Source organism: Methylobacterium sp. 37f (assembly GCF_023093475.1).
GTDB lineage: Bacteria > Pseudomonadota > Alphaproteobacteria > Rhizobiales > Beijerinckiaceae > Methylobacterium.
On record NZ_JAGHKN010000011.1, the window covers coordinates 20,919 to 45,093 of the forward strand.

The 24,175-nt window shown below is 66.4% G+C and carries 25 protein-coding genes; 10 read left to right on the top strand and 15 right to left on the bottom strand.

The annotated features are described in order from the left end of the window. The first annotated feature begins 19 nt into the window (after positions 1-19). Both J7U37_RS09540 and J7U37_RS09545 read left to right on the top strand, forming a co-directional pair. Positions 20-277, top strand: a complete 258-nt coding sequence (locus tag J7U37_RS09540; protein ID WP_247635565.1) for a DUF6111 family protein — start codon at positions 20-22, stop codon at positions 275-277. Beyond that, entirely contained in the window at positions 274-1,527 is a 1,254-nt protein-coding gene (locus J7U37_RS09545; protein ID WP_247635566.1) for a CCA tRNA nucleotidyltransferase, read from the top strand. The genes J7U37_RS09540 and J7U37_RS09545 overlap by 4 nt, the downstream gene beginning before the upstream one ends. Positions 1,528-1,530: 3 nt before the next feature. Here the strand turns inward: J7U37_RS09545 and atpC are convergent, their stop codons facing one another. From atpC to J7U37_RS09585, 8 genes are all read right to left on the bottom strand, one after another. Then, on the bottom strand, positions 1,531-1,932 hold the full coding sequence (gene atpC / locus J7U37_RS09550; RefSeq protein ID WP_056179765.1) for an ATP synthase F1 subunit epsilon: 402 nt from the start codon (positions 1,930-1,932) through the stop codon (positions 1,531-1,533). Positions 1,933-2,014: 82 nt separating this feature from the next. After that, positions 2,015-2,263: a hypothetical protein gene (locus tag J7U37_RS09555; protein WP_247635567.1), complete on the bottom strand. Its 249-nt coding sequence runs from the start codon at positions 2,261-2,263 to the stop codon at positions 2,015-2,017. Positions 2,264-2,267: 4 nt separating this feature from the next. Further along, positions 2,268-3,728: a F0F1 ATP synthase subunit beta gene (atpD, locus tag J7U37_RS09560; RefSeq protein ID WP_056484339.1), complete on the bottom strand. Its 1,461-nt coding sequence runs from the start codon at positions 3,726-3,728 to the stop codon at positions 2,268-2,270. A gap of 45 nt (positions 3,729-3,773) precedes the next feature. Continuing rightward, positions 3,774-4,649 carry a F0F1 ATP synthase subunit gamma gene (locus J7U37_RS09565; protein ID WP_056179754.1) on the bottom strand — a complete coding sequence of 292 codons (876 nt, stop codon included), beginning with the start codon at positions 4,647-4,649 and terminating at the stop codon, positions 3,774-3,776. 119 nt (positions 4,650-4,768) lie between these two features. Beyond that, positions 4,769-6,298, bottom strand: coding sequence for a F0F1 ATP synthase subunit alpha (gene atpA, locus J7U37_RS09570; protein WP_056179751.1), 1,530 nt, complete (start codon positions 6,296-6,298; stop codon positions 4,769-4,771). 70 nt (positions 6,299-6,368) lie between these two features. Continuing rightward, the gene (locus J7U37_RS09575; protein ID WP_056179749.1) at positions 6,369-6,941 is read right to left on the bottom strand and encodes a F0F1 ATP synthase subunit delta; all 573 of its coding nucleotides are present in this window, start codon (positions 6,939-6,941) and stop codon (positions 6,369-6,371) included. 260 nt (positions 6,942-7,201) lie between these two features. Continuing rightward, positions 7,202-7,912, bottom strand: a complete 711-nt coding sequence (locus tag J7U37_RS09580) for a DsbA family protein (protein ID WP_247635568.1) — start codon at positions 7,910-7,912, stop codon at positions 7,202-7,204. Between the two features lie 79 nt (positions 7,913-7,991). Beyond that, a complete protein-coding gene (locus tag J7U37_RS09585; RefSeq protein WP_056179743.1) occupies positions 7,992-8,618 on the bottom strand; it encodes a 2-hydroxychromene-2-carboxylate isomerase in 627 nt (208 codons plus the stop codon). Positions 8,619-8,812: 194 nt separating this feature from the next. Between J7U37_RS09585 and J7U37_RS09590 the strand changes: the two genes are divergently transcribed. Continuing rightward, complete coding sequence (locus tag J7U37_RS09590) at positions 8,813-10,054, top strand: argininosuccinate synthase (RefSeq protein WP_056484333.1); 1,242 nt, start codon at positions 8,813-8,815, stop codon at positions 10,052-10,054. 58 nt (positions 10,055-10,112) lie between these two features. Here the strand turns inward: J7U37_RS09590 and J7U37_RS09595 are convergent, their stop codons facing one another. The 4 genes from J7U37_RS09595 to mtgA form a co-directional block, all read right to left on the bottom strand. Beyond that, on the bottom strand, positions 10,113-11,009 hold the full coding sequence (locus J7U37_RS09595) for an NAD(P)H-hydrate dehydratase (RefSeq protein ID WP_247635569.1): 897 nt from the start codon (positions 11,007-11,009) through the stop codon (positions 10,113-10,115). Beyond that, positions 11,006-11,770: a histidine phosphatase family protein gene (locus tag J7U37_RS09600; RefSeq protein WP_056179734.1), complete on the bottom strand. Its 765-nt coding sequence runs from the start codon at positions 11,768-11,770 to the stop codon at positions 11,006-11,008. The genes J7U37_RS09595 and J7U37_RS09600 overlap by 4 nt, the downstream gene beginning before the upstream one ends. Positions 11,771-11,848: 78 nt before the next feature. Continuing rightward, positions 11,849-12,415 carry a hypothetical protein gene (locus tag J7U37_RS09605; RefSeq protein WP_056179730.1) on the bottom strand — a complete coding sequence of 189 codons (567 nt, stop codon included), beginning with the start codon at positions 12,413-12,415 and terminating at the stop codon, positions 11,849-11,851. 117 nt (positions 12,416-12,532) lie between these two features. Further along, positions 12,533-13,213, bottom strand: coding sequence for a monofunctional biosynthetic peptidoglycan transglycosylase (gene mtgA / locus J7U37_RS09610; protein WP_247635570.1), 681 nt, complete (start codon positions 13,211-13,213; stop codon positions 12,533-12,535). Positions 13,214-13,346: 133 nt separating this feature from the next. Here mtgA and J7U37_RS09615 point away from each other — a divergent pair, with 133 nt between their 5' ends. After that, a complete protein-coding gene (locus J7U37_RS09615) occupies positions 13,347-14,309 on the top strand; it encodes a polyprenyl synthetase family protein (protein ID WP_247635571.1) in 963 nt (320 codons plus the stop codon). A gap of 105 nt (positions 14,310-14,414) precedes the next feature. Beyond that, positions 14,415-15,521 (top strand): 3-isopropylmalate dehydrogenase, encoded by a 1,107-nt coding sequence (gene leuB / locus J7U37_RS09620; RefSeq protein WP_247635572.1) that lies wholly within the window; start codon positions 14,415-14,417, stop codon positions 15,519-15,521. Between the two features lie 129 nt (positions 15,522-15,650). On the opposite strand, the gene J7U37_RS09625 is transcribed toward leuB, so the two are convergent. Both J7U37_RS09625 and J7U37_RS09630 read right to left on the bottom strand, forming a co-directional pair. Next, positions 15,651-16,058, bottom strand: a complete 408-nt coding sequence (locus J7U37_RS09625; protein ID WP_056179719.1) for a hypothetical protein — start codon at positions 16,056-16,058, stop codon at positions 15,651-15,653. A 141-nt stretch (positions 16,059-16,199) separates the two neighbouring features. Then, positions 16,200-17,204: a hypothetical protein gene (locus J7U37_RS09630; protein WP_247635573.1), complete on the bottom strand. Its 1,005-nt coding sequence runs from the start codon at positions 17,202-17,204 to the stop codon at positions 16,200-16,202. Positions 17,205-17,379: 175 nt separating this feature from the next. Between J7U37_RS09630 and J7U37_RS09635 the strand changes: the two genes are divergently transcribed. Together J7U37_RS09635 and J7U37_RS09640 are read left to right on the top strand one after the other, a co-directional pair. Beyond that, entirely contained in the window at positions 17,380-18,393 is a 1,014-nt protein-coding gene (locus J7U37_RS09635) for an LLM class flavin-dependent oxidoreductase (RefSeq protein WP_247635574.1), read from the top strand. A 265-nt stretch (positions 18,394-18,658) separates the two neighbouring features. Then, positions 18,659-19,693, top strand: coding sequence for an aspartate-semialdehyde dehydrogenase (locus tag J7U37_RS09640; protein ID WP_056179713.1), 1,035 nt, complete (start codon positions 18,659-18,661; stop codon positions 19,691-19,693). A 247-nt stretch (positions 19,694-19,940) separates the two neighbouring features. Here the strand turns inward: J7U37_RS09640 and J7U37_RS09645 are convergent, their stop codons facing one another. After that, positions 19,941-20,588: a CatB-related O-acetyltransferase gene (locus tag J7U37_RS09645; protein ID WP_247635575.1), complete on the bottom strand. Its 648-nt coding sequence runs from the start codon at positions 20,586-20,588 to the stop codon at positions 19,941-19,943. A 246-nt stretch (positions 20,589-20,834) separates the two neighbouring features. On the opposite strand from J7U37_RS09645, the gene rimP reads away from it, so the two are divergent. From rimP to J7U37_RS09660, 3 genes are all read left to right on the top strand, one after another. Continuing rightward, the gene (rimP, locus tag J7U37_RS09650; RefSeq protein ID WP_247635576.1) at positions 20,835-21,638 is read left to right on the top strand and encodes a ribosome maturation factor RimP; all 804 of its coding nucleotides are present in this window, start codon (positions 20,835-20,837) and stop codon (positions 21,636-21,638) included. Between the two features lie 85 nt (positions 21,639-21,723). After that, complete coding sequence (nusA, locus tag J7U37_RS09655; RefSeq protein ID WP_056179705.1) at positions 21,724-23,331, top strand: transcription termination factor NusA; 1,608 nt, start codon at positions 21,724-21,726, stop codon at positions 23,329-23,331. A 75-nt stretch (positions 23,332-23,406) separates the two neighbouring features. After that, positions 23,407-24,150 carry an RNA-binding protein gene (locus tag J7U37_RS09660; protein ID WP_247635577.1) on the top strand — a complete coding sequence of 248 codons (744 nt, stop codon included), beginning with the start codon at positions 23,407-23,409 and terminating at the stop codon, positions 24,148-24,150. The last annotated feature ends 25 nt before the right edge of the window (positions 24,151-24,175 follow it).

The window sequence follows — 24,175 nt, forward strand, 5'->3', positions numbered from 1 at the left end:
TCCACTTCAAAAGAGTCTCATGATTCGTCGCGTCCTCGAAGAATTCCTGATTTTCCTCTCGCCGTTCCTTGTCTTCGCGCTCTTTCTCGCGATCACCGGGCGCAAGCCCTATGACCGCGCCCATTGGACCGGACAGGCCTTCCGGTTGACTCTGGCCGGCCTCGGCCTCGTCATCCTCTCCTTGGTCGCGATCGGGCTCTTCAGCGAGCGGCATCGCGGGGGCTACGTCCCACCTCACCTGGAGAACGGACAGGTCGTGCCCGGTCGGTTCCAGTGAGCGAGCAGGCGTTCCATTCAGCAGCCCACGACACCCGAGGGCTCGCGCATCTCCTCAAACGGCCCGGTGTTGGACGGGTGCTCACCGCCCTGACGCGGGACGGCGAGGCGACCCGCCTCGTGGGGGGCTGCGTCCGCGATGCGCTGCTCGGGCGCATCGGCGACGACATCGACCTCGCCACCACGCTGCAGCCGAACGACGTGATCGCGTGCGCCGAGCGCGCTGGACTTCGGGCGATCCCGACCGGCATCGAGCACGGCACCGTGACGCTGCTCGTCGGCGACACCACCTTCGAGGTCACCACCCTGCGTGAGGATGTGGAGACCGATGGGCGCCACGCCGTGGTCCGGTTCGGCCGGGATTTCGCTCTGGATGCCCAGCGCCGGGACTTCACCATCAACGCGCTTTCCCTCGATGCCGAGGGCCGGCTGCATGATACGACAGGCGGGGTGGATGACCTTCGAGCCGGGCGCGTCCGATTCATCGGTGAGGCTCGGACGCGCATCCGCGAAGACGCCCTGCGCATCCTGCGCTTCTTCCGGTTTCATGCCCGCTACGGGGCAGGTCGCCCCGACCCGGAGGGGCTCGCGGCCTGCATCGAAGCGCGGGATGCCCTGGATGGCCTGTCCCGCGAGCGGGTCCGCGCGGAGTTCTTGAATCTGCTGCGGGCGCCGGGAGCAACGGCTGCCATCGAAACCCTGAGCGAGACCGGCTTGCTGATGCGCCTGATCGGGGGCCTCGGCGATCTCGGCCGGTTCAACTGCGTCGTCAAGGACGGGTCCGACAACGCGGAGATCGACAGGCTGGCGGCCCTGGCGGTTTTCTCCGCCGCCGATGCCGAACGCCTCGGACTGGCGCTGCGGCTCTCAAAGGCAGAGCAGGCTGCCCTCACGGACTATGCCAGTGCGGTGGCCGCCCTGCATGGTCGTGTCGTGATCGATTTCCGTGAGATCCGCCGGCTTGCCGCGTGCCACTCCACGGCGGCACTGGCCCTGGCCCGACGGGTGACCCGCGGCGAAGGCCCTTCGGTGTGGTCACCGGACGCCACAACGTATCTCGACGATGTGGAGGCTGGGCGAGTGGCGGCGCCGAGGCTTCCGCTCACGGGAGCCGATCTGGTGGCGCGTGGGGTACGGCCGGGGCCGGAGATCGGCCGTCGCCTCGCGAAAGCGCGCGACCTTTGGCTCGAACGCGGATGCCCCGAGGACGAAGCCGCGCGCAACGATCTGCTCGCGCGCGCGACCGCGTAGGCGCTAAAAGTTGAGGGCGACCTTGGCGTCGCGAAGCTGGACGATCTGACCGGTCAACTCGTCCTTACGGGCGAAGTCCTCGGTGGCATCACGCAGCATTTCGATCGCCTCGATGTCACGGTCGAGGGATTCCTGCGTGATTTCCTCGAACGGGTTCGCCCGCTCCGCGATGACCGTCACCGAGGTCGGGCCGATATCGGCAAAACCGCCGCGGACGAGAACGCGCTTGCCGGTGTGACCAACCTCGTTGATCACGATCACGCCGACCTTGAGCGCCGTGAGCACGGGGGCGTGGCCGGGGAGAACGGTCATTTCACCCTCGACACCGGGCAGCTGAACCGCCTCGATCGGGCCGGAATACACGGTCCGCTCAGGGCCGACGAAATCGAACTGGAAGGTGGCCATGTGGTCGAGGATCCCGGTTCGGGGTGTCTGTGTGGAGTGACGGCGCGCCATGCCTCGGTGGCGCGCGCCGTCCGCTTCGTCGTCAGGCGCCGCGACGATCGGCAACGAAGCCGATCCCGAGGCCCAGCACCGCACCGATGACGGCGAAGATGCCGATATGCTGCATCTGGCCCGTGGTCAGGGAGCCGCCGCGCGTACCGGCCGGCGCATCTCCCTGAACTTCCAGGCTGAACGAGCCGATCTTGATCTCGGCAGCCTCGGGCCGGGTGAGATACCCGGCCAGACCGCCGACCACGAGACCGACCAGCAGCAGAACGATCTTGGCGTTCAAGACCTCAGGCCGCCGCAGCGATCTTCTTCGCCTTTTCCTTGGCGTCCTCGATCGTGCCGACCATGTAGAACGCCGCCTCCGGCAGGTCGTCGTAGTCGCCGTTCACGAGGCCCTTGAAGCCCTTGATCGTATCCGCCAGCGGGACCTGGATGCCCGGCGAGCCGGTGAAGATCTCGGCCACCGAGAAGGGCTGCGAGAAGAATCGCTCGATCTTGCGGGCGCGGGCGACGGTCAGCTTGTCCTCTTCCGAGAGCTCATCCATGCCCAGGATCGCGATGATGTCCTGAAGGGCCTTGTAACGCTGCAGGGTCTGCTGGACGCGGCGAGCGACGTCGTAATGCTCCTCGCCGAGAACGGCGGGGTTGAGCATGCGCGAGGTGGAGTCCAGCGGATCCACGGCCGGGTAGATGCCCTTCTCGGCGATCGAGCGCGACAGCACGGTGGTGGCGTCGAGGTGGGCGAACGAGGCGGCGGGCGCCGGATCGGTCAGATCGTCGGCCGGCACGTAGATGGCCTGCACCGAGGTGATCGAGCCCTTGGTGGTGGTGGTGATGCGCTCCTGCAGGGCGCCCATGTCGGTGGCGAGCGTCGGCTGGTAGCCCACCGCCGACGGGATGCGGCCGAGCAGCGCCGACACTTCCGAGCCGGCCTGCGTGAAGCGGAAGATGTTGTCCACGAAGAACAGCACGTCCTGACCCTGGTCGCGGAAGTCTTCCGCGATGGTCAGGCCGGTGAGCGCGACGCGCGAGCGGGCGCCGGGGGACTCGTTCATCTGGCCATAGACCAGGGCGCACTTGGAGCCTTCCGCCGAGCCGTTGTGCTCCTTGGGGTCCATGTTCACCTTGGACTCGATCATCTCGTGGTAGAGATCGTTGCCCTCGCGGGTGCGCTCACCGACGCCGGCGAAGACCGAGTAGCCGGAGTGAACCTTGGCGATGTTGTTGATCAGCTCCATGATCAGCACGGTCTTGCCGACGCCGGCGCCGCCGAACAGGCCGATCTTTCCGCCCTTGGCGTAGGGAGCGAGCAGGTCGACCACCTTGATGCCGGTGACCAGGATCTGCGACTCGGTGGACTGCTCGGAATAGGCGGGGGCCGGCTGGTGGATGGCGCGGAGCGTGTCAGACTGGATCGGGCCGGCCTCGTCGATCGGCTCGCCGATGACGTTCATGATGCGGCCGAGGGTGTTGAAGCCGACCGGAACCTTGATGGCCTCGCCGGTGTCGGTGACCTCCTGGCCGCGGACCAGACCTTCCGAGGTGTCCATGGCGATGCAGCGCACGGTGCTCTCGCCAAGCTGCATTGCGACCTCGAGAACGAGGCGGCTGCCGTTGTTCTTGGTCTCCAGGGCGTTCAGGATCTCGGGTAGGTGGCCGTCGAAGTGAACGTCGACCACGGGGCCGATGACCTGGGTGATCTTGCCGACCTTGCTTGAGCCGGCGCCGGGGAGAGCGGTGTTCGCCATGTTACGGGTCCTTTGAAAATGGTGTGGTCAGGGCGTCGGGTGCGCTTAGAGCGCTTCGGCGCCCGAGATGATCTCGATGAGTTCCTTGGTGATCATGGCCTGACGCGTCCGGTTGTAGATCTGCGTCTGCTTCTTGATCATCTCGCCGGCGTTGCGCGTGGCGGAATCCATGGCACCCGTGCGGGCGCCCTGCTCGGAGGCGGCGTTCTCGAGGAGTGCCCGGAACACCTGAACGGTCAGGTTGCGCGGAAGCAGCGTATCGAGGATCGCCTCCTCGCTCGGCTCGAACTGGAGCGCGGCGTCGGGTGCGGTGGCACCCGTCTCAGGCAGCTCGGCCGGGATCAGCTTCTGGGCGGTCGGAATCTGCGAGATCACCGAGCGGAAGCGCGAGTAGAACAGGGTCGCAACATCGAATTCACCGGCATCGAAGCGGGCGATGATGCTGTTGGCGATCTCGGCAGCGAACTCGTAATCGACCGCCTTGTTGCCGCGCAGATCGCGGTTCTCGATGATCTCGTCACGGAACTGGCGACGGAGCAGGTCGTAGCCCTTCTTGCCGACGGTGATGATCTTCACCGTCTTGCCTTCGGCCGCCAGCCTACGGGCGTGGTCGCGAGCGAGACGTGCAATCGAGGAGTTGAAACCGCCGCACAGGCCGCGATCGGCCGTGCACACGACGAGCAGGTGCGTCTTCTCAGAACCGGTTCCAGAGAGGAGCCGGGGACCCTGGACGCCGCCCACCAGGTTGGCCGCGAGGTTTCCGAGAACCTGGGACATCTTCTCGGCGTAGGGGCGCGCGCTTTCGGCAGCCATCTGGGCCCGCCGCAGCTTGGCGGCGGCGACCATCTGCATCGCTTTGGTGATCTTCTGCGTGCCCTTCACCGAAGTGATGCGGTTCCGCAGATCCTTCAAACTCGCCATGGGGTGACTTCCAGATCCATCCGCTGCCGCTCAAGGCGAGACGCCCGAACGACCCGGGCGCCTGCTCTCACTGAGATCCGGCCACCCTGGGGCGGCCGGTTTCGCTTTCGTGGCGCGCCTCAGGCGAGCGACTTGGCGACGCTCTCGACGACGCCCTTCAGCGTCTTGGCGCTGTCGTCCGACAGATCCTTCGAGTCGCGGATCTTGGTGAGAAGGTCGGCGTGCTTGGTCCGGAGGGCCGAGAGCAGAGCGTCCTCGAAGGGGCGAACCTTATTCAGCGGCAGGGTGTCCAGGTACCCGTTCACACCGGCATAGATCACCGCAACCTGCTCTTCCATCTTCAGCGGCGAGAACTGCGGCTGCTTCAGGAGCTCGGTCAGGCGCGAACCACGGTTCAGGAGCTTCTGGGTCGAGGCGTCGAGATCGGAGCCGAACTGCGCGAACGCGGCCATTTCGCGGTACTGCGCGAGCTCGCCTTTGATCTTGCCGGCGACCTTCTTCATCGCCTTCGTCTGGGCCGACGAGCCGACGCGGGAAACCGAGAGGCCGACGTTCACCGCCGGACGGATGCCCTGGTAGAACAGATCGGTCTCAAGGAAGATCTGACCGTCGGTGATCGAGATCACGTTGGTGGGAATGTAGGCCGAGACGTCGTTGGCCTGGGTTTCGATGACCGGCAGCGCGGTCAGCGAGCCGTTACCGGCAGCGTCGCCCATCTTGGCGGCGCGCTCGAGCAGACGCGAGTGCAGGTAGAACACGTCGCCCGGGTAAGCCTCGCGGCCCGGCGGGCGGCGCAGGAGCAGAGACATCTGGCGGTAGGCCACGGCCTGCTTGGAGAGATCGTCATACACGATCACGGCATGCATGCCATTGTCGCGGAAATACTCGCCCATGGCGCACCCGGCGAAAGGCGCGATGAACTGCATCGGCGCGGCGTCGGAAGCGGTGGCGGCGATGACGATCGAGTACTCGAGCGCACCGTTGTCTTCCAGCGACTTCACGAACTGGGCGACGGTGGAGCGCTTCTGGCCGATGGCGACGTAGACGCAATAGAGCTTGGCGTTCTCGTCGGTGCCGGCATGGGCCGGCTTCTGGTTCAGAATGGTGTCGAGGGCGATGGCGGTCTTGCCGGTCTGGCGATCGCCGATGATCAGCTCGCGCTGGCCGCGGCCGACGGGGATCAGGGCATCGATGGCCTTAAGGCCGGTGGCCATCGGCTCATGCACCGACTTGCGCGGGATGATGCCCGGGGCCTTCACGTCGACGCGACGACGCTCGGTAGTGGCGATGGGACCCTTGCCGTCGATGGGGTTGCCGAGCGCGTCGACGACGCGGCCGAGCAGCGCCTTGCCGACCGGTACGTCCACGATGGCGCCGGTGCGCTTGACGGTCTGGCCTTCCTTGATGTCGCGGTCGGACCCGAAGATCACGATGCCGACGTTGTCCTGCTCGAGGTTGAGGGCCATGCCGCGCACGCCCGACTCGAACTCGACCATCTCGCCGGCCTGGACGCTGTCGAGGCCGTAGGCACGGGCGATGCCGTCACCGACGGAAAGAACCTGACCGACCTCGGTGACTTCGGCTTCCTGGCCGAAGTTCTTGATCTGATCCTTCAGGATCGCGGAGATCTCGGCGGCGCGGATATCCATCGTCGGGCCTCTTGTCTTTAAATTGATTGATTGGGGTCAGGAACGGGAAGCAGTCGGGCCTGGAAGGCCCTTACCGGGCTTCCCGCATCGCAAGGCGAATTCCATTGAGCTTGGTGCGCAGGGAGGCGTCCACCATGCGGCTGCCGATCTTGACCACGAGGCCACCGATCAGGCTGGGGTCGATGCGCAGGTCCAGGTCGATCTCCGACTTGGCGACGTCGCGAAGAGAGGCCTTGATGTCTTCGATCACAGCGTCCGAAGGACGCTCGGCGACAGTGACCTCGGCTCGCACGATGCCCTTCGATTCCCGCACCAGGGCGCGGAAGCCGCGGATCATGTCCGGCAACGCGAAGAGACGACGATTGGAGGCCGCGAGACGGATGAAGTTGCCACCCAGACCGCCAATGCCGGACTTCTCCAGGAGGGCGACGATGGCAGCTTCCTGCTCGGCGCCGGAGAAGACCGGGCTGCGCACGAAGCGGCGCAGGTCGGCGCTCTCCTTCAGCATGGTGTCGAACTGATCGAGGCTCGCCGCGACACCATCGATGTCGCGCTCATCACGCGCCAGTTCAAACAAGGCCGACGCGTAACGCGCCGCTACGCCTGCAACCGGGGAACCCGCCTCGGAACCGTTCTGCGCCACGCGCCGCTCTCTCTTCAATCCTGCCTGAGGGCTCCGGCCTTGTCGCACCGTTGTTGGGCGCGGGCTTGCGAAACCGTCAGGATTGGGAACGTGCCGGTCTGCGCGGACCTTGAAAAGCCCGCCCTTCCGGCGCGGCGAGGGCCTAGCATGCGTGTCCGGGGGGCGCAAGACGACGGAACTTGCGCCGATGCGTTGTGCAACGCGACATGCCGAACCCCGTTCCGTTGGGGGCAAACGGTGGCGAAGGTGAGGCCGCGCCGTCAGCAGGCGATCCGGTCGCAGCGCCGGGTGGCGGCGATCATCCGAGCCAAGGCCTTCGGGCCCGGATGGCCGAGAAGGCCGGTGTTGCCGAGTACGTAGGAGGGCGTCGCCGCGAGGCCGAGATCTGCTGCCATCCGCATCTGCGCCTTGAGCGCGAGCCGGACGTCTTCGCTGTCGGCGATGCTCTCGATCTCCGTCGCTGCCACGCCGAGTTTGGCCGCCGCCTGCAGGGCGCCCGGACCGTCGATCTTACCCGGCCTGGCGAGCAGCGTTCGGTACAGATTCCAGGTGGCAGCCGACCCGAGCTTGCGCTGGATCGCAAGAGCGACCTTGGCGGCCTGGGCCGACTGGACCGCGAGAATGGGGTTGTTGATCAGGCCGATCCGCAGCGACGGGTCGCTCTCGCTGAGGGAGACCATGTCGGCCGCTGCCTTTCGGCAATAGGGGCAGTTGTAGTCGAAGAACTCATACAGCGTGGTCTCGGCCTCGGCCGGACCGATATACGTGACCCCGCGCAGGGCGGGGATCTCGCCGACGATCTCGCCTGGCAGGCGCATGTTGGCGATGGGGCGGCCCTCGTCGTTCTCCACCTTAAACGCCTGACCGTATCCTTGAGCCAAAGCGGCACCGACGGACCCAGTTCCGGCGGAGAGGCCCGCGGAGGCGAGGAGGAAACGCCGGCGGTCGAGGCGCGGGAACGCGAAGCTCATGGGGCGGCCCTGGAAGCGGGGGAGACGAAAAACCGCCCGGCTTTTAGACCCGCTGGCGCCGGACCGCCAGCGGCACGCCTCAACGCATGGCGCCAGGCCGATCGCCGGCGGCCCAGGCCAGGGCCTGCTCCAGACGGTCGTTGCCCCAGAACAGCTCGCCATCGTTGGTCAGGAAAGTCGGTGCGCCGAAGATGCCGCGCGAGCGCGCCTCCTCCCCGTTGACGCGCAGGCGACCCTTGTTGGTCTCGGCGGCCGCCTGCTTCAGGATGATGGTTCCGTCGAGGCCGAGCCCGTTGAGGAGCGACACCACGGCCGGCGGTTCGGCGATGGACTGCCCGCGGGCGAATTGACTCTCGTAGACGGCCTTCGAGAACGGCACGAGCCACTCGTAATCCATGCCATAGGTGGCCGCGCGCGTGGCGCTGAGACTGTTCTGGGGGAAAGGATCAGGTCGCTTGACCGGAGGCAGACCCTGCCGGGCGGCTTCGCGCTCGACGTCGCGCCACATATGGCGGCCCTTGGCGGCGTAGAGGTTGAAGGGCGAGGAGTTCCAACCCTGCGCCGCGAAAATGGGCCCTACCAGGAAGGGCCGCCAGCGGATCTCCACGCCGACGGCCTCTCCCAGGGCTTCGATCCGCATCGCCGACAGATAGGAATAAGTGGACGCGAACTCGTACCAGAATTCGAGGGTCGGCCTGCGCGGCATGCGTCGAATCTCCGGGGTCGAGAATGGTCTTGAGTGTCGCCCGACGCTTGGCTCGCCACAAGGCGGTCGCGCGACATGGTCTTCACCGGCCACAATTACCTCGAGCGAACGCGCCCGGCGGCACGGCGGTTGCACGGCCCCGCGCTCCGCTGATAAGCCGCCGCAATCCAAACTCCGAACGCAAAGCGAGCCCCATGACCGACGCGAACCCGAAGCCCGTCAACAAGGTCGTGCTCGCCTATTCGGGGGGGCTCGACACCTCGATCATCCTCAAGTGGCTCCAGACCACCTATGGATGCGAGGTCATCACCTTCACGGCCGATCTGGGTCAGGGCGAGGAGTTGGAACCCGCCCGCAAGAAAGCGGAACTGCTCGGCATCAAGCCCGAAAACATCTTCATCGAGGACCTGCGCGAGGAGTTCGTACGCGACTACGTGTTCCCGATGTTCCGGGCCAACGCCGTCTATGAGGGCGTCTACCTCCTCGGTACCTCCATCGCCCGGCCGTTGATCGCCAAGAAGCAGATCGAGATCGCCGAGCGGCTGGGTGCGGACGCCGTCTGTCACGGCGCCACCGGCAAGGGCAATGACCAGGTCCGGTTCGAGCTGGGCTATTACGCGCTCAAGCCCGACGTGACGGTCATCGCCCCCTGGCGGGAATGGGACCTGAAAAGCCGCGAGCAGCTCATCGCCTTCGCGGAGCAGCACCAGATTCCGATCTCGAAGGACAAGCGCGGCGAGAGCCCCTTCTCCGTCGATGCCAATCTCCTGCATGCCTCGTCCGAGGGCAAGGTTCTGGAGGACCCAGCCGACGAGGTTCCCGACTACGTCTACTCACGGACGATCTCGCCGGAGGAGGCTCCCGAGACGCCGACCATCATCACCATCGGCTTCGAGACAGGTGATGCGGTCTCCATCGACGGCGAACGCCTGTCGCCCGCGAGCCTGCTCGCCAAGCTGAATCAGCTCGGCCACGACAACGGTATCGGCCGGCTCGACCTCGTGGAAAACCGCTTCGTCGGCATGAAGAGCCGCGGCATGTACGAAACGCCCGGCGGCACCATCCTGTTGCCGGCCCACCGCGCCATCGAGTCGATCACGCTGGACCGGGGTGCCGCGCATCTGAAGGACCAGCTCATGCCGCAATATGCGGAGCTGATCTACAACGGCTTCTGGTTCAGCCCGGAGCGCGAGATGCTGCAGGCTCTGATCGACAAAAGCCAGGAGATGGTCACCGGTGAAGTCCGTCTGAAACTCTACAAGGGCGGCGTCCACGTGATCGGACGCACCAGCCCGAACTCGCTCTACGACCAGGACCTTGTCACGTTCGAGGAGGGCGCCGTCGCCTACGACCATCGTGATGCGGCGGGCTTCATCAAGCTCAACGCCCTGCGCCTGCGTACATTGGCCCAGCGGAAGAAGAAGCTCGGGGGCTGAACGGAACCGGACCGGCCGGGGCCTCCCTGCTGAGAGACTCCGGCCCGAGGATACTCGGCTACTCGGCCCGGCTCACCGAGAAGCCCTGCAGAATTCGCGGGACTTCTCCTGAGATCTCCCGGGCCAGGAAGCCCATCGGCCCAACCGATCTCGCAAGCCAAGCACCCGCCTCACCGTGGAGGTAGACCCCCCACAGAGCCGCCGTGACGGGATCGGCGCCCCGCGCCAGGATGCCGGCGATGATCCCCGCCAGAACGTCACCGGACCCGGAGGTCGCGAGGCCGACGCCGCCGCCACTGTAGTGCCAATGCGCTCCGTCAGGGGCGACGATCCAGCTCTCGGCCCCCTTCATGATCACCACGGCCCGCAGCATCTCCACCGCCTGCCGCGCCGCCTTCAGAGGCTCGGCCTCCACCGCTTCGCGCTCCCAATCGAGGAGTTGCGCCATTTCGCCGGCATGGGGCGTGAGGACCGGCGGGCACGTCAGGCTTCGCACGGTCTCCGCGTGGGCGCCGAGGCCGCAGATCGCGCCGGCGTCGAGGACGTAGGCGGTTGCGTTCTGCTCCGCCAGGAGGGTGCGGACCAGCATCGTGGTGAGGTCGCAGGTGTTCATGCCAGGGCCGAGCAGCACCGCATCGCAGCGTTTGGCCGCCTTGGCGATGCGGGGCGCCGCCGCTTCGGCTTCGATCTCGCCGTCCTCCGTCTCGGGGAGGCCGATCACCATGGCCTCGGGGACGGCCAGAGCCATCGCAACCGCGACGCTCCGCACCGAGGCGATCTTCAGCTTGCCGGCTCCGGCGCGCAGGGCCGCCACGCCGGCCAGGAAGACCGCGCCCGGCACCTCGGCGCAGCCGCCGAGGACGAGGACGCTGCCGCGATCGTCCTTGCTTCCCGCCTCAGGGGTCGGCAGCGGGCGCTGGCGCAGGCACGCGTCGTCGAGTTCGATCCCGGTCATCGCACGTCCTCCATCGGTGAGGGTTCGGCGGTGACGGGAGCGCCGGCCCGCTGCACCGGGGCGACGAAGTTGTAGCGCTGGAGATGCATCCGCCCCGTCGAGCCCGGCTCGGCCTGGAAGGCATATTCGGTGACGGAGCAGTTCCGGACGTCAGCCTCCGCGTCGATACCCAGGATCTCCGCTTCGCTGAGATTCTCGATGAGGTAGCGCAGGCAGAGCACCACGACCTGATGGGCGACGATGAGGACACGCTTCTCGCCATGATGCAGCGAAACCGTATCCATTGCGCCGCGCAGGCGCAGGATGACATCGCACCAACTCTCGCCGCAGGTCGGACGATAGTAGAACTTGCCGAGGCGGGCGCGGAGTTCGGCCTGCTCCGGGTGAAGATTCTCGATCCCGGTTCGAGTCAGGCGATCGAGAAGGCCCAGCTCCTTTTCACGAAGCCGCTCGTCGACGTAGTCCTCGGGAGCGTCCGACGCGATGCCGCCAGCCTGCCGAATCCCCGCAACGGTCTGCTGGGCGCGACGATAGGGTGACGTCAAAACGACATTCGGACGCTGGGAATCGGGCATCTCGGCGAACCAGCGCCCGAGGGCTTCGGCCTGGCGGTGACCGCGCTCACTCAACGCAACGTCGACATCGCGTTCCGCAATGTCGATCCGAGCCAAGCCTGCCTCGGCCGCCGCGTCGCGCGCGACGTTGCCAGCACTCTCGCCATGTCGAACGATCCAGATCCGGCTCGGCCAGCGTTGCAGCATCCGTCACGTTCCTCGGCTTGGTTCACCTCGGCAACGTTCCTGTGCCCGACCCGTTCGCCCCTGCGTCGTTCCCGACCCTCACGCCGGCTGCCAGCCCGCGTCGCTCCGGACGAAGTCGCCCGGCCCAAGGTCGGCGTAGCGCAGGAAGATCTGGAGCACCGGCTGCATTTCGCGGTGCTCGGCGGGCAGCGCGGTGCCTGGGCCATACGGAGCGTTGGTGTCGACCGCCGGCACGTCGCGAGCGGTATCCCACCGAATTGCGAGGGCATGGACCCGGGCCACCTGTTCGGCGGTCACGTCGAAGGTGACATGCTCGGGCGTCTCGCCGGTGGCCGCGTCCCGAAATACGTCGCCGACATCGTCTGACGCCAGCTTGGCCAGCGTGTTGTGATAGGCGTAGCGCCCCGGCTTCAGGATCGCGTTGGCGGTGAACACCGCAAGCGCCTCGCCCAATGCCCGATGCTCCTCGTCGGCCCCATCGTCATCGCCGGTCACGTTGAAGATGTCCTCGTCCCGGTCGGTGCTCCCGTAGGGCGCATCGGGATGGACGATCGGCGCGCCGACACCCTCGGAATTCCACGCGATCACCATCCGACGAATCAGCGCGATGCGCTCCAGGGTCAGTTCGAGCATCGGCTGGGTCATCATCGGTCTTTCGCGCGTGGGGCCGCGAGGGCGCCCGTCATGGCCGTCGACCCGACGGGACTGTCGCGGGCCGCGGGCGAGGAATGGCCGGCAGGTACCTGATCCCATCGCCGCGGGCTACCGCTTCAGGCATCCCATTAACCCCGAGACGCCATTCATGCGAGCCTGGATGCGGGCCGCCTGGGCCCGCACGCCGCGTGATGGCATCGCCGGATTGCGCAGGATGGGATTGGGCAGCACCGCGGCCAGCAGCGCCGCCTCACCACGCGTGAGAGCGCGGGCGGACTTGCCGAACCAGCGCTGTGCCGCCGCTTCCGCTCCGAACACCCCCTCCCCCCACTCGGCGATGTTGAGGTAGATCTCCATCGTACGGCGCTTGCCCCACAGCGTGTCGGCCAGGAGGGCCAGGGGAATTTCCAGCGCTTTGCGAACGACCGACCGGCCCGGCCACAGAAAAACGTTCTTCACCGTCTGCATCGGGATCGTCGAGGCTCCGCGGCTCGGGCCCTCCTCGTCATCGACGACATCCCGCAGGGCGCCCCAGTCCACGCCATCGTGCAGGCAGTAGCGCTGGTCCTCGGAGGCGATGACGGCCTGGACGAGGTGGGGCGAAATGGCATCGAGGGCAATCGCCTGCCGGTCGACGGGGCGCAGCGTCAACCATCGGCCAAGCATCAGGGTTGAGGGCGGGGTCAGCGCACTATAGACGAGCGCAAGCGACACCAAGAGGGCCAGAGCGATGACGGGGAGGAGGAATAGGCGGTTGACGATCCGCCGTGCCGCGCCGCTCCGTTTCATACCGGATGCAGCGCGGACCGGTAGCGCATGCGCCGAAATCTGCCGAAGCGGCCGCTCCGGGCTCTCATTCTCGTCCTGAATTCGAACCTCCTGCCCACGACACGACCCTGTCTGACCGAAGGCCCGACCGAACATGACCTCAACGCAAGGATCCCACGCTTCGGTCAAGGCGGATGCCCCGGTCGAGGCCTTTTCCCACAGGCTTGCGGCGGCCGCCGACACGGTGGAGTCGTTCCTGGCCGAGCGCCTGACGCCGGAGACTCAGGCTGGCGAGATCGCCCGGCCGGTGCGCCTGATGGAGGCGATGCGCCACGCGGTGCTCGGCGGCGGCAAGCGCTTGCGCCCATTCCTCGCCATCGAGACGGCGCGGATGCTGGGCGGCTCGGATGCCGGCGCCCTTGCGGCCGGGTCGGGCATCGAACTGGTCCACTGCTACTCGCTGGTTCACGACGACATGCCGGCCATGGACGACGACGACATGCGCCGCGGCAAGCCCACGGTGCACAAAGCCTATGACGAAGCCACCGCCATCCTGGTGGGCGATGCGCTCCAGACCCTGGCCTTCGAGATCCTGGCCGATGCCACCTGGCAGCCCGATCCGACCGTGCGCGCCGACTTGGTGCTCGGCCTCGCCAAGGCCTCGGGCCTTGGCGGAATGGTCGGCGGCCAGCTGCTCGACCTTGGCGCCGAGGGACGTTTCGGTCCTGTCTCCCTGGGGGTCGATGACACGTTGCAGCTCCAGGCGATGAAGACCGGGGCGATCCTGGCCTTCTCGGTGGAGGCTGGTGCCATCGTCGGCGGTGCGACCCCGGACCAGCGCACGGCGCTGCTGCGCTACGGCCACGCCCTTGGTCAGGCTTTCCAGATCGCCGACGACATCCTCGACCGTGAGGCTTCGGCCGAGGCCATGGGCAAGGCCACCGGCAAGGACAAGGACGCCGGTAAGGCGACCCTGGTCGACCGCCTCGGCGTTGAGGGCGCACGCGCCGAGTGCGACCGCCTCGTCGGGGTCTGCGACGCAGCCGTGGCCGCCTGGGGCGACAAGGCGGAGACCCTGCGCCAAGCGGCGCGCTTCACGGTGGCGCGCAAGGTCTGACGCCGGACATCTCCGGGCCTTCCTCGGCGTCACGCACTTTATGCCGCGATCGCGTCCTCCCGGAGGTGGACACGAATTCTTCGACCAACGACTGCGAGTTGATCCATGACCGCCTACAAGCTCCTCCTCCTCCCCGGCGACGGCATCGGCCCCGAGGTGATGGCTGAAGTCGAGAAGGTGATCGGTGCCCTCGGTGAGCTGGGCCTTGCCACGTTCGAGATCGAGCGCGACCTTGTCGGTGGTGCCGCCATCGATGCGCACGGAGTTCCCCTCACGGATGACGCGCTGGCCCGGGCGGATGCCGCCGACGCCATCCTGCTAGGTGCGGTCGGCGGCCCGAAATGGGCGGACGTGCGCTATGAGATTCGCCCGGAAGCCGGCCTGCTGCGACTGCGCAAGGATCTCGGCCTCTTCGCGAACCTGCGGCCGGCGATCTGCTACCCGGCCCTGGCCGACGCCTCCGCCCTCAAGCGCGAGCTGGTCGAGGGCCTCGACATGATGATCGTGCGCGAGCTCACAGGTGGCGTCTATTTCGGCGAGCCGAAGGAGATCACGGTGCTGCCCGATGGCTCGAAGCGCGCCGTCGACACGCAGGTCTACACCACGGCCGAGATCGAGCGGATCGCCCACGTGGCGTTCGACCTCGCCCGCAAGCGCTCCGGCCGGGTCGCTTCGGCCGAGAAGCACAACGTGATGAAGTCGGGTGTCCTGTGGAAAGAGGTCGTCACCCGGGTGCACGCCGAGTATAGCGACGTCAGTCTCGAGCACGTGCTCGCCGACAATTGCGCGATGCAGCTGGTGCGCCGGCCCAAGCAGTACGACGTCCTCGTCACCGACAACCTGTTCGGCGATGTGCTTTCGGACGTCGCCGCAATGCTCACCGGCTCCCTCGGCATGTTGCCCTCCGCCTCACTGGGCGCCGTCGACGCCAAGGGCAGCCGCAAGGCGCTTTACGAGCCGGTGCACGGCTCGGCCCCCGACATCGCCGGCAAGGGCTACGCGAACCCCATCGCGATGATCGGCTCGCTCGCGATGTGCCTGCGCTACTCCTTTGGTCTTGGCGAAGCCGCCGACCTGCTCGAAGCAGCCATCACTCGAACCCTGGCTTCGGGCGCGCGCACCCGAGACATCGCCGCGGAGGGCGCGACGTCGATCAGCACCACCGAGATGGGCGACGCGATCATCCGCGAGCTCAGGCACGCCGTCGCATGAGGGCCTTCGCCTGAGTCAACGGTCGCCGCGCCCTAGCAGGTCGGCACTGGCGCGTCAGGAGAGCCTTCGCCGACAAACGAAAACGGGCCCCGAAAGGGGCCCGTCAAAGATCCAGCAGTGAGTTTCGGCTTAGTAGGGGTTGCCGAAACGCGACACGTAGGAGGTCGGATCGATCGCGTCGACGGCCGAAAAATCGACGTTGCGGATCGCGCTGGAGCGGGCGCCGACGAACGGGCCATTGGTGATCGGGTCGGGCAGAATGCCGCCGCCGAAGCGATCGTTTCGGCCGTAGGGCGGAGAATTCAGGTAGCTGGCGGTGATGAACTGGGGGTTCGTCGCCGGGTTGCTGACCGAGCCGTTATTGGCTTCGACCACGTTGCCGGCGTCGAGCCAGCTGCGCGGGCGAATGCGGATCGGAAGCGGCTGGCTCACGCGGTAGCCGGCGGGCGCGTAGCGGCCCTGGGCCTCGGCGGCGGTGTTCGCGCCGACGGCTGCGAGAGTGAGGGCACCCATCAGGGCAATCGAGACAGAGCGCATGACGCACCTTCGTTGAAGCTGTGAGACTTGTAAGCCGCGCTTTCTTAAGAAACACGGCTCTCTGTATGCGGGGAAGACGTGCCAACGCAGCCGAGGTTCCCACCTTATGGCCGCGCTTCTCAAGATTGCCGCAGTTTGGCCTCATTTTTTCGTGTCAGGCGCTTTTCGCGGCCGACGGGCGAGGATCGATCCGGTTTCGCCGCCGACATCCCGATCGGCATTCTTCATTGCGACGACGCGCGGGCCACAACCGGGCTCGCGCCGCGCCTCGGTGGTCGCAAAGGTGCTTTCAAGAGCGGATGAAGGCTGGCCATTGAGGCTGATCCGATCGAGAGCGCAGGCGACGGCCCGGGGCTCGGGAGCCTGACCAAGCGGGGCGCAGAGCCAGCCGTCGAGACGGAGTGCACCGGGCTCGAGGGTTGCGAAGCCGGTGCAGTTGCGCCTGCCCTCGCGCCCGAGGGTCAGGTCGAGGGTCTCGACGAGGCCGAACTTGGTGGCGATCGTCCCATGCTCACCGGTTCGAATCACGGCGAGCCCCTGCCCGTCCGCAGCGCGACGCGCCAACGTTACGAACAGACGCGGACCTGTCTCCGGCTCCGGCGTTTCCGTGAGGGTGAGGCGGAGGTAGGGTGCCTCGATGATATCGAACCCGCCCTGGACGAGCACGTCCTCGCGCCGCCCGGTCGCAGGGTTGAGCCGTGCCGTCTCGGCGCGCGGCGCCTCCAGCGCATCGGGATCATCCAGGCGAAAACGAGGTTCGGAGAGCGCGACTGGGATCGCCGGCCTAGCAGCCTGTGCCACCGTCGGCACGAAAGGCGATCCGATCTGCGACTCGATTGAGGGATCGACCGGACCCGGCCGGCCCTCACGCGCGAGGACGCTGAGTGCCGCAATGGTTATGATCGCCGCTGAAAGCTGTCCTGCGCGCTTCAGCAGCGTGACCGGACTCTGGCTCAATCGACCCGCACCGACTGACGTCAGAGGATCGTGGCGGCCTCTTGTCTGACCCACGTCACGTGTTCGCTCGGAGTCGGGCTCGGTTCGCATCGATATCCGGGGTTCTCTGGCGGCGGGATTCTCTGGCGGCGGGGGTTCTCTGGCAGAAAGCCCGCCCTCCGAGAGCGATGGTGAAGCCGGACCGACCAAGGTCGGGTTTCCGGATCGCTCCGGCCCTCGGGATTTCCGCCGCTAAGGTGAATCGCCGGTATCGACCCGGATGCCGACCCATGCCGACAGCACATGCCGGCCCCGGCTTGCGCCGGTGCGGGACCGTCGCGATCTGACAGCAAGGGGCACCGCCGCGATGAGTCAGAAGGAATACATGATCCCCCTCTCCGTTCTCGACCTTGCCCTCGTGCCCGACGGCGCAACGCCGGCCGATGCCCTGCGCAACAGTGTGGCACTGGCCCGTCACGTCGAAGGGCTCGGCTATCGGCGCTTCTGGCTCGCCGAACACCACAACATGGTGGGTGTCGCCAGCGCAGCGACGGCGGTGGTCATTGGCCATGTGGCGGCCGGCACGTCGACGATTCGGGTCGGGGCCGGTGGCATCATGCTGCCGAACCATGCTCCGTTGGTGATTGCCGAACAGTTCGGCACCCTTGAAACGCTGTTTCCCGGCCGTATCGACCTCGGCCTCGGCCGCGCGCCCGGCACCGATCCGCGTACCACGCGGGCCCTGCGGCGCTCGGGCGAAGCGGCCGATACCTTTCCGCAGGACGTGCTCGAAGTGCAGGCTCTGTTCGGCGAGCTGAAGCCCGGCCAAGCTGTGCAGGCCGTGCCGGGCACGGGGCTCCGGGTGCCACTGTGGATCCTCGGCTCGAGCCTCTACGGCGCGCAGCTCGCCGCGATGCTCGGGCTTCCCTATGCCTTCGCCTCGCATTTCGCGCCTGACCAGCTCCTGCCGGCCCTCGCCACCTACCGGGACCGCTTCCAGCCGTCCGAACAGGCGAGCCGGCCGCATGCCATGATCGGCCTCAACGTCGTTGCGGCGGACACCGACGACGAAGCGCGCCGGCTGTTCACATCGGCGCAGCAGCAATTCACCAATCTGGTCCGCGGGACGCGTGGGCTGCTGCGTCCACCCATCGCCGATATCGAGGCGTATTGGGCGCCACACGAAAAGGCCCAGGCCTCGCGGATGCTGGCACGCTCCCTCGTCGGGTCGCCGGAAACGATCCGTCGGGGCCTCGCCGATCTCGTGGCGGAGACCGGTGCCGACGAGATCATGGTCGCCTCGGCGATCCACGATCCGGCGGCGCGGCAACGATCCTATACGATCCTGGCCGAAGCGCGGGACGCGCTGGCGCAACGCCCGGCCAGCCTTGTGGCGTGAAGGCCTCGGCCTACCCTTGACAGCAGCGGGGACGAGGCGTCTTGCTCCCGCGCTTGGCGAATCATGCTGCGATGCGGCGTGTGCCGCATCAGCGGGTCGATTCGGGCTCGCGCACCTCCGAGGCCGGCAGGCCGCCGGCCATCGGCGATGGTCCGGTGCGCGGCAGGGAGGCTGAACATCGGTGCCGAACCCGGCCGCGGCGGCTCGCCAGAGGGGTGAGCGGCGCCTTGGTCCTCGGTGCACGCAAGAGCGGAGTGTTTGAGCAATGGGTTACAAGGTCGCCGTCGTGGGTGCCACGGGCAATGTGGGCCGCGAGATGCTGGACATCCTGTCCGAGCGCGCCTTTCCGGCGGACGAGGTGGTGGCGATCGCGTCGCGCCGCTCGGCCGGCCAGGAGGTGTCCTTCGGCGACAAGATTCTGAAGGTGAAGGCTCTCGATACCTACGATTTCTCCGATACCGATATCTGCCTGATGTCGGCCGGCGGCGAGACCTCCAAGGAGTGGTCGCCGCGCATCGGCCAGACCGGCTGCGTGGTCATCGATAACTCGTCGGCCTTCCGCTACCATCAGGACGTGCCGCTGATCGTGCCCGAGGTGAACCCGGACGCCATCAACGGCTTCTCCAAGCTCAACATCATCGCCAATCCGAACTGCTCCACGGCGCAGCTCGTGGTCGCCCTCAAGCCTTTGCATGACGCGGCGACGATCAAGCGCGTGGTGGTGGCGACCTACCAGTCGGTCTCCGGCGCCGGCAAGGACGCCATGGACGAGCTCTTCCAGCAGACCCGCTCGGTCTTCACCGCCGGCGAGATCAAGGCGGAGAAGTTCCCCAAGCGCATCGCCTTCAACGTCATCCCGCACATCGATGTGTTCATGGAGGACGGCTACACGAAGGAAGAGTGGAAGATGGTCGCCGAGACCAAGAAGATGCTCGATCCCAAGATCAAGCTGACCGCCACCGCCGTGCGGGTGCCGGTGTTCATCGGCCATGCCGAGGCAGTGAACGTCGAATTCGAGCGCCCGATCACGGCCGAGCAGGCCACCGCGATCCTGCGCTCGGCTCCGGGCATCATGGTGGTCGATAAGCGCGAGCCCGGCGGCTACATGACCCCGCACGAGGCCGCCGGCGAGGATGCCACCTACGTCTCCCGCATCCGCGAGGACGCCACGGTTGAGAACGGGCTCGCCTTCTGGTGCGTCTCCGACAATCTGCGCAAGGGCGCGGCGCTCAACACCGTGCAGATCGCCGAGATGCTGGTGAACCGGAAGCTGTTGAAGCGGGCGCAAGCGGCTGCCTGACCCGGACGGCCCCTGAAATCAGCTCGATCGGCTAACTCTGCGATCCGAACACGCCGTCCCCCCGAGGGGCGGCGTTTTTCGTTAGCCGACGCAGGGATTTGCTTTCGAACGATTCACCGAATACGTTCTGGGAATGTATTCTGGCAGCCAAAATGCTTCAACGCGCAGGAAGCGAGGACCTTAAATTTGAATAGAATTCCGAATTCCAAGCTGGGATTTGTACCGTCATTTGGAGGTGATCTGGAATTCAGGCGCTGGCTTCCAACGCTGCCACATCCCCACCGCTGATGGCCGGCAAGCACCGCGTGATCCGTGCCGCATCCCAATCCCACCACGCCAGAGCTTGCAGACGTTCAGCGACCTCTGGAGGCACACGCATCCGCACGAGGGTGGCCGGATTGCCAGCGACAATGGCATAAGGCGGCACATCGCGGGTGACGACGGATTTTGCCGCTACGACAGCACCGTTCCCGATGGTGACGCCCGGCAAGAGGGTGCAATCGTAGCCGAGCCAAACGTCATGGCCGACCACTGTATCTCCACGACTTGGAAAGGTGGCCTCTTCCTGGAAGCGGCCGGCCCATGTCCCCCCGAAGATCAGAAAGGGATAGGTCGAGGGTGCCACCAGGCGGTGATTTCCGCCATTCATGAGGAAGTGGGTACCTGCCGCGATAGCGCAGAACCGTCCGATGCTCAGCCGATCGCCCAGGAAGGCGAAATGATAGAGGATGTTGTCGAGAAAGGCCTGTGGGCCTTCAGGGTCGTCGTAATAGGTGTAGGCGCCGACTTCGATATTGGGCGGCAGGTCTAGGTTGCGGATGAAGGTGATCCGTGGGTGTCCCGGCACGGGGTGAAGCACGTCTGGGTCGGGGCCGAAGCGTGGATCGTGGGGCATCGAGTGATTCCTGCGCTGCGGCTTTCACCCAGTCCGCCGCAGGATACCAGAGCGACAAACTGCCGAAACCCCTTGATCGAAATCGCTTGAAAAATGCGGTAAACCAGCCTACTTTGACATCATCAGTTCTGGTTGCAGTTGTGAGACTGCGGTTCGGGAGTGGGCCCCACCGGGTCCGCTCTTTTTTATTGCCGCAACGTCGCCCGCGCCGGAACGCCTCGGACAAGGCCGGACTTCAAGCGCAGCATGGCGGACAACTTCAACAGCGACCTCACCGAAAAACGCCTCATCACCGAGACGGGCGTGGCCGCGCGGGTGGTGCAGGTCATCGAGGCCTCGATCCAGGGTCTGGGCTACCGGGTTGTCCGGGTGAAGGTGTCGAGCGCCAATGGCTGCACGGTGCAGATCATGGCAGAGCGGCCGGATGGCACCATGACGGTGGACGATTGCGAGGCGGTGAGCCGGGCGATCTCGCCGCTCCTCGACCTCGACGACCCTGTGGGCAAGGCCTATTACCTGGAGGTCTCCTCGCCGGGGATCGACCGGCCCCTGGTGCGGGCCGTCGATTTCGCCCGATGGGCCGGCTACGAAGCCAAGATCGAACTCGCCGTGCCGATGGACGGTCGCAAGCGCTTCCGGGGCATCATCGGTGCACCGAACCCCGACGGGGTCACCGTGCCGATCGATCTGCCCGACGTGAAAGAGGGCCTTCCCAGCCGCATCGACCTGCCGCTGCGCGACCTCGGCGACGCCTACCTGGTGCTCACCGACGAGCTTGTCCGCGAATCCCTTCGACGGGGCGGCCCGCCGGTCCTTGAGGACGAGGATGACGATGCTGACGCGGACGAAGCTGCTTTCGAAGCCGAGGCCGAACCCGCTCCCGCCCCGCCGAAGAAGAACGTTTCCCGTCCCTTGAAGCCCAAGGCGTCGCAGAGGCCGAAGCCCGTGAAAGTCGAGACCGAGGAAAGTCTCGCCATCAAGGCCCGGAACAAGGCGAAGCCCGTCCGCACCAAGGCGGTGCGGGTGAAGGACGACGGCAAGCTGCACTAGTTTTGTCATCCGTCCCCGCGCAGCCGCAAGCCGGCCCGGGGCCACGGACGTGAACGACATCCGACGAAGAGAAGGACGAAAACCGATGGCCGTCGTCAGCGCCAACAGGCTCGAACTCCTGCAGATCGCCGAAGCGGTTGCCCGCGAGAAAGTGATCGACCGTTCCATCGTCATCGATGCGATGGAGGAAGCCATCGCGAAGGCGGCCCGCTCCCGCTATGGCGCCGAAACGGACGTGCATGCCGAGATCGACCCCAAGACCGGCGCTCTGCGCTTGTCGCGCCACCTCGTGGTGGTGGACCAGGTCGAGAACGACGCCCGTGAAGTGACCCTGGACCAGGCCCGCCGCTACAACCCCGGCGCCCTCGTCGGCGACGTCATCTCCGACACCCTGCCGCCGTTCGACTTCGGCCGGGTCGCCGCCCAGTCGGCCAAGCAGGTCATCGTCCAGAAAGTGCGCGACGCCGAACGCGACCGGCAGTTCGATGAGTACAAGGACCGGATCGGCGAGGTCGTGAACGGGCTCGTGAAGCGGGTCGAGTACGGCAACGTCATCGTCGATCTCGGCCGCGGCGAGGGTATCGTCCGGCGCGACGAGATGATTCCGCGCGAGACCTTCCGCCCAGGCGACCGCATCCGCTCCTACCTGTTCGACGTCCGCCGCGAAGTGCGCGGGCCGCAGATCTTCCTGTCGCGCTCGCACCCGCAGTTCATGGCCAAGCTGTTCGGCCAGGAAGTGCCGGAGATCTACGACGGCATCGTCGAGGTGAAGGCGGTCGCCCGCGATCCGGGCTCGCGCGCCAAGATCGCGGTGATCTCACGCGACGGGTCGATCGATCCGGTCGGCGCCTGTGTCGGTATGCGCGGCTCCCGCGTCCAGGCGGTGGTCGGCGAGCTTCAGGGCGAGAAGATCGACATCATCCCGTGGTCCGAGGATCAGGCGACCTTCATCGTTAACGCCTTGCAGCCGGCGGAAGTCGTGAAGGTCGTGCTCGACGAGGAGGCCGACCGAATCGAGGTGGTGGTACCGGACGACCAGCTCTCGCTGGCCATCGGTCGTCGCGGCCAGAACGTGCGCCTCGCCTCGCAGCTCACCGGCTGGGACATCGACATCCTGACCGAGGCTGAAGAATCCGAGCGTCGGCAGAAGGAATTCGCCGAGCGGACTGCCGTGTTCATGGAAGCTCTCGATGTCGACGAGACCGTGGGCCAGCTCCTGGCTGCGGAGGGATTCCGCAACGTGGAGGAAATCGCCTACGTCGAGCCGGGCGAACTCGCTAACATCCAAGGCCTTGATGAGGAGAGTGGCACCGAGATCCAGGCCCGCGCCCAGGATCATCTCGCCCGGGTCGAATCAGAGTTCGATGCCAAGCGCCAGGAACTCGGAGTCCAGGACGAACTGCGCGAGATTGACGGCATCACCACCCCGATGCTGGTGGCCCTCGGCGAGAACGACGTGAAGACGATCGAGGATCTGGCGGGCTGCGCCACCGACGATCTCGTCGGCTACACCGAAGGGCGCGGCCCCGAGGCCAAGCGGCATGCGGGCTACCTCGACGGCTTCGAGGTTTCGCGAGCCGAAGCTGAGGCGATGGTGATGGCCGCGCGTGTCCGTGTGGGCTGGATCGAAGCTCCCACCGAGTCGGACGGTGAGGCACCCGAGACGGATCAAGAGGAGCAGGCATCGGCCTGACCCTTCGGATTTGGTCATCCCCGCGATCGACGGTCGCGGGGATGTGTTGTGACGATGGGGAGACGTGCGCACCGCATGATGGGTCAACACGCAGATGGAGATGACATCGAAACCGAGGCCGATTCGAGCGCGCTGCTCGATGCGGGCGTCGGGCGTGGTCGGGCCAATGCTCTGCGGACATGCCTCGTCACGCGTGTTGCGCAGGCGCCGAGCAGTCTGATCCGCTTTGTCCTCGGGCCGGACGGGAGCGTCGTGCCGGATCTGCGAGCGCGCCTGCCGGGGCGCGGCGCGTGGCTGACACCCACCCGGTCTGTCGTGAATGAGGCCGTGAAGCGCCGCGCCTTTCAACGCGCCTTCAAGACCAAGGATGCCGCAGCGGCGCCCGATCTGGCAGATCGAGTCGCCGAAGTGCTGCGAGCGGATCTGCGCCAATCGCTGTCGTTGGCGAATAAGGCGGGATGCGTGGTCGCAGGCTTCGCCAAGGTCGAATCGGCCATTGGCGACAAGGCCGGAGTTTCAGCGGTGATCCAGGCCTCCGACGGGAGCGCCGATGGTCGTCGGAAGATCGTCGCGGCATTGCACAGGCGGCATGGCAGTGCCATATCGGGCATTCCCGTCATTGATGACCTGTCCAACGAAGAATTGGACATGGCCTTGGGTCGGGATCATGTGATACACGCGGCTCTCGTCGCAGGAGTCGGAGGTTCCGGCTGCCTTGCGCGTTGGCGTCGGCTCCGCTCTTTCGAGGGTTTGGCGACGACGGCCGAGGAGGCTGGTCCCGCCCGCGATGGGCAGACCGTTTCCGATCTGCACGACTGAGATCACGGATTTACCCGGCGCACAT

Excerpts from the sequence above, each read along its gene's own strand:
- J7U37_RS09540 (WP_247635565.1), top strand. The coding sequence starts at position 20 with ATGATTCGTCGCGTCCTCGAAGAATTCCTGATTTTCCTCTCGCCGTTC.
- atpC (WP_056179765.1), bottom strand. The coding sequence starts at position 1,932 with ATGGCCACCTTCCAGTTCGATTTCGTCGGCCCTGAGCGGACCGTGTAT.
- atpD (WP_056484339.1), bottom strand. The coding sequence starts at position 3,728 with ATGGCGAACACCGCTCTCCCCGGCGCCGGCTCAAGCAAGGTCGGCAAG.
- J7U37_RS09565 (WP_056179754.1), bottom strand. The coding sequence starts at position 4,649 with ATGGCGAGTTTGAAGGATCTGCGGAACCGCATCACTTCGGTGAAGGGC.
- atpA (WP_056179751.1), bottom strand. The coding sequence starts at position 6,298 with ATGGATATCCGCGCCGCCGAGATCTCCGCGATCCTGAAGGATCAGATC.
- J7U37_RS09580 (WP_247635568.1), bottom strand. The coding sequence starts at position 7,912 with ATGAGCTTCGCGTTCCCGCGCCTCGACCGCCGGCGTTTCCTCCTCGCC.
- J7U37_RS09585 (WP_056179743.1), bottom strand. The coding sequence starts at position 8,618 with ATGCCGCGCAGGCCGACCCTCGAATTCTGGTACGAGTTCGCGTCCACT.
- J7U37_RS09590 (WP_056484333.1), top strand. The coding sequence starts at position 8,813 with ATGACCGACGCGAACCCGAAGCCCGTCAACAAGGTCGTGCTCGCCTAT.
- J7U37_RS09595 (WP_247635569.1), bottom strand. The coding sequence starts at position 11,009 with ATGACCGGGATCGAACTCGACGACGCGTGCCTGCGCCAGCGCCCGCTG.
- J7U37_RS09600 (WP_056179734.1), bottom strand. The coding sequence starts at position 11,770 with ATGCTGCAACGCTGGCCGAGCCGGATCTGGATCGTTCGACATGGCGAG.
- J7U37_RS09605 (WP_056179730.1), bottom strand. The coding sequence starts at position 12,415 with ATGACCCAGCCGATGCTCGAACTGACCCTGGAGCGCATCGCGCTGATT.
- mtgA (WP_247635570.1), bottom strand. The coding sequence starts at position 13,213 with ATGAAACGGAGCGGCGCGGCACGGCGGATCGTCAACCGCCTATTCCTC.
- J7U37_RS09615 (WP_247635571.1), top strand. The coding sequence starts at position 13,347 with ATGACCTCAACGCAAGGATCCCACGCTTCGGTCAAGGCGGATGCCCCG.
- leuB (WP_247635572.1), top strand. The coding sequence starts at position 14,415 with ATGACCGCCTACAAGCTCCTCCTCCTCCCCGGCGACGGCATCGGCCCC.
- J7U37_RS09625 (WP_056179719.1), bottom strand. The coding sequence starts at position 16,058 with ATGCGCTCTGTCTCGATTGCCCTGATGGGTGCCCTCACTCTCGCAGCC.
- J7U37_RS09635 (WP_247635574.1), top strand. The coding sequence starts at position 17,380 with ATGATCCCCCTCTCCGTTCTCGACCTTGCCCTCGTGCCCGACGGCGCA.
- J7U37_RS09640 (WP_056179713.1), top strand. The coding sequence starts at position 18,659 with ATGGGTTACAAGGTCGCCGTCGTGGGTGCCACGGGCAATGTGGGCCGC.
- J7U37_RS09645 (WP_247635575.1), bottom strand. The coding sequence starts at position 20,588 with ATGCCCCACGATCCACGCTTCGGCCCCGACCCAGACGTGCTTCACCCC.
- rimP (WP_247635576.1), top strand. The coding sequence starts at position 20,835 with ATGGCGGACAACTTCAACAGCGACCTCACCGAAAAACGCCTCATCACC.
- nusA (WP_056179705.1), top strand. The coding sequence starts at position 21,724 with ATGGCCGTCGTCAGCGCCAACAGGCTCGAACTCCTGCAGATCGCCGAA.
- J7U37_RS09660 (WP_247635577.1), top strand. The coding sequence starts at position 23,407 with ATGATGGGTCAACACGCAGATGGAGATGACATCGAAACCGAGGCCGAT.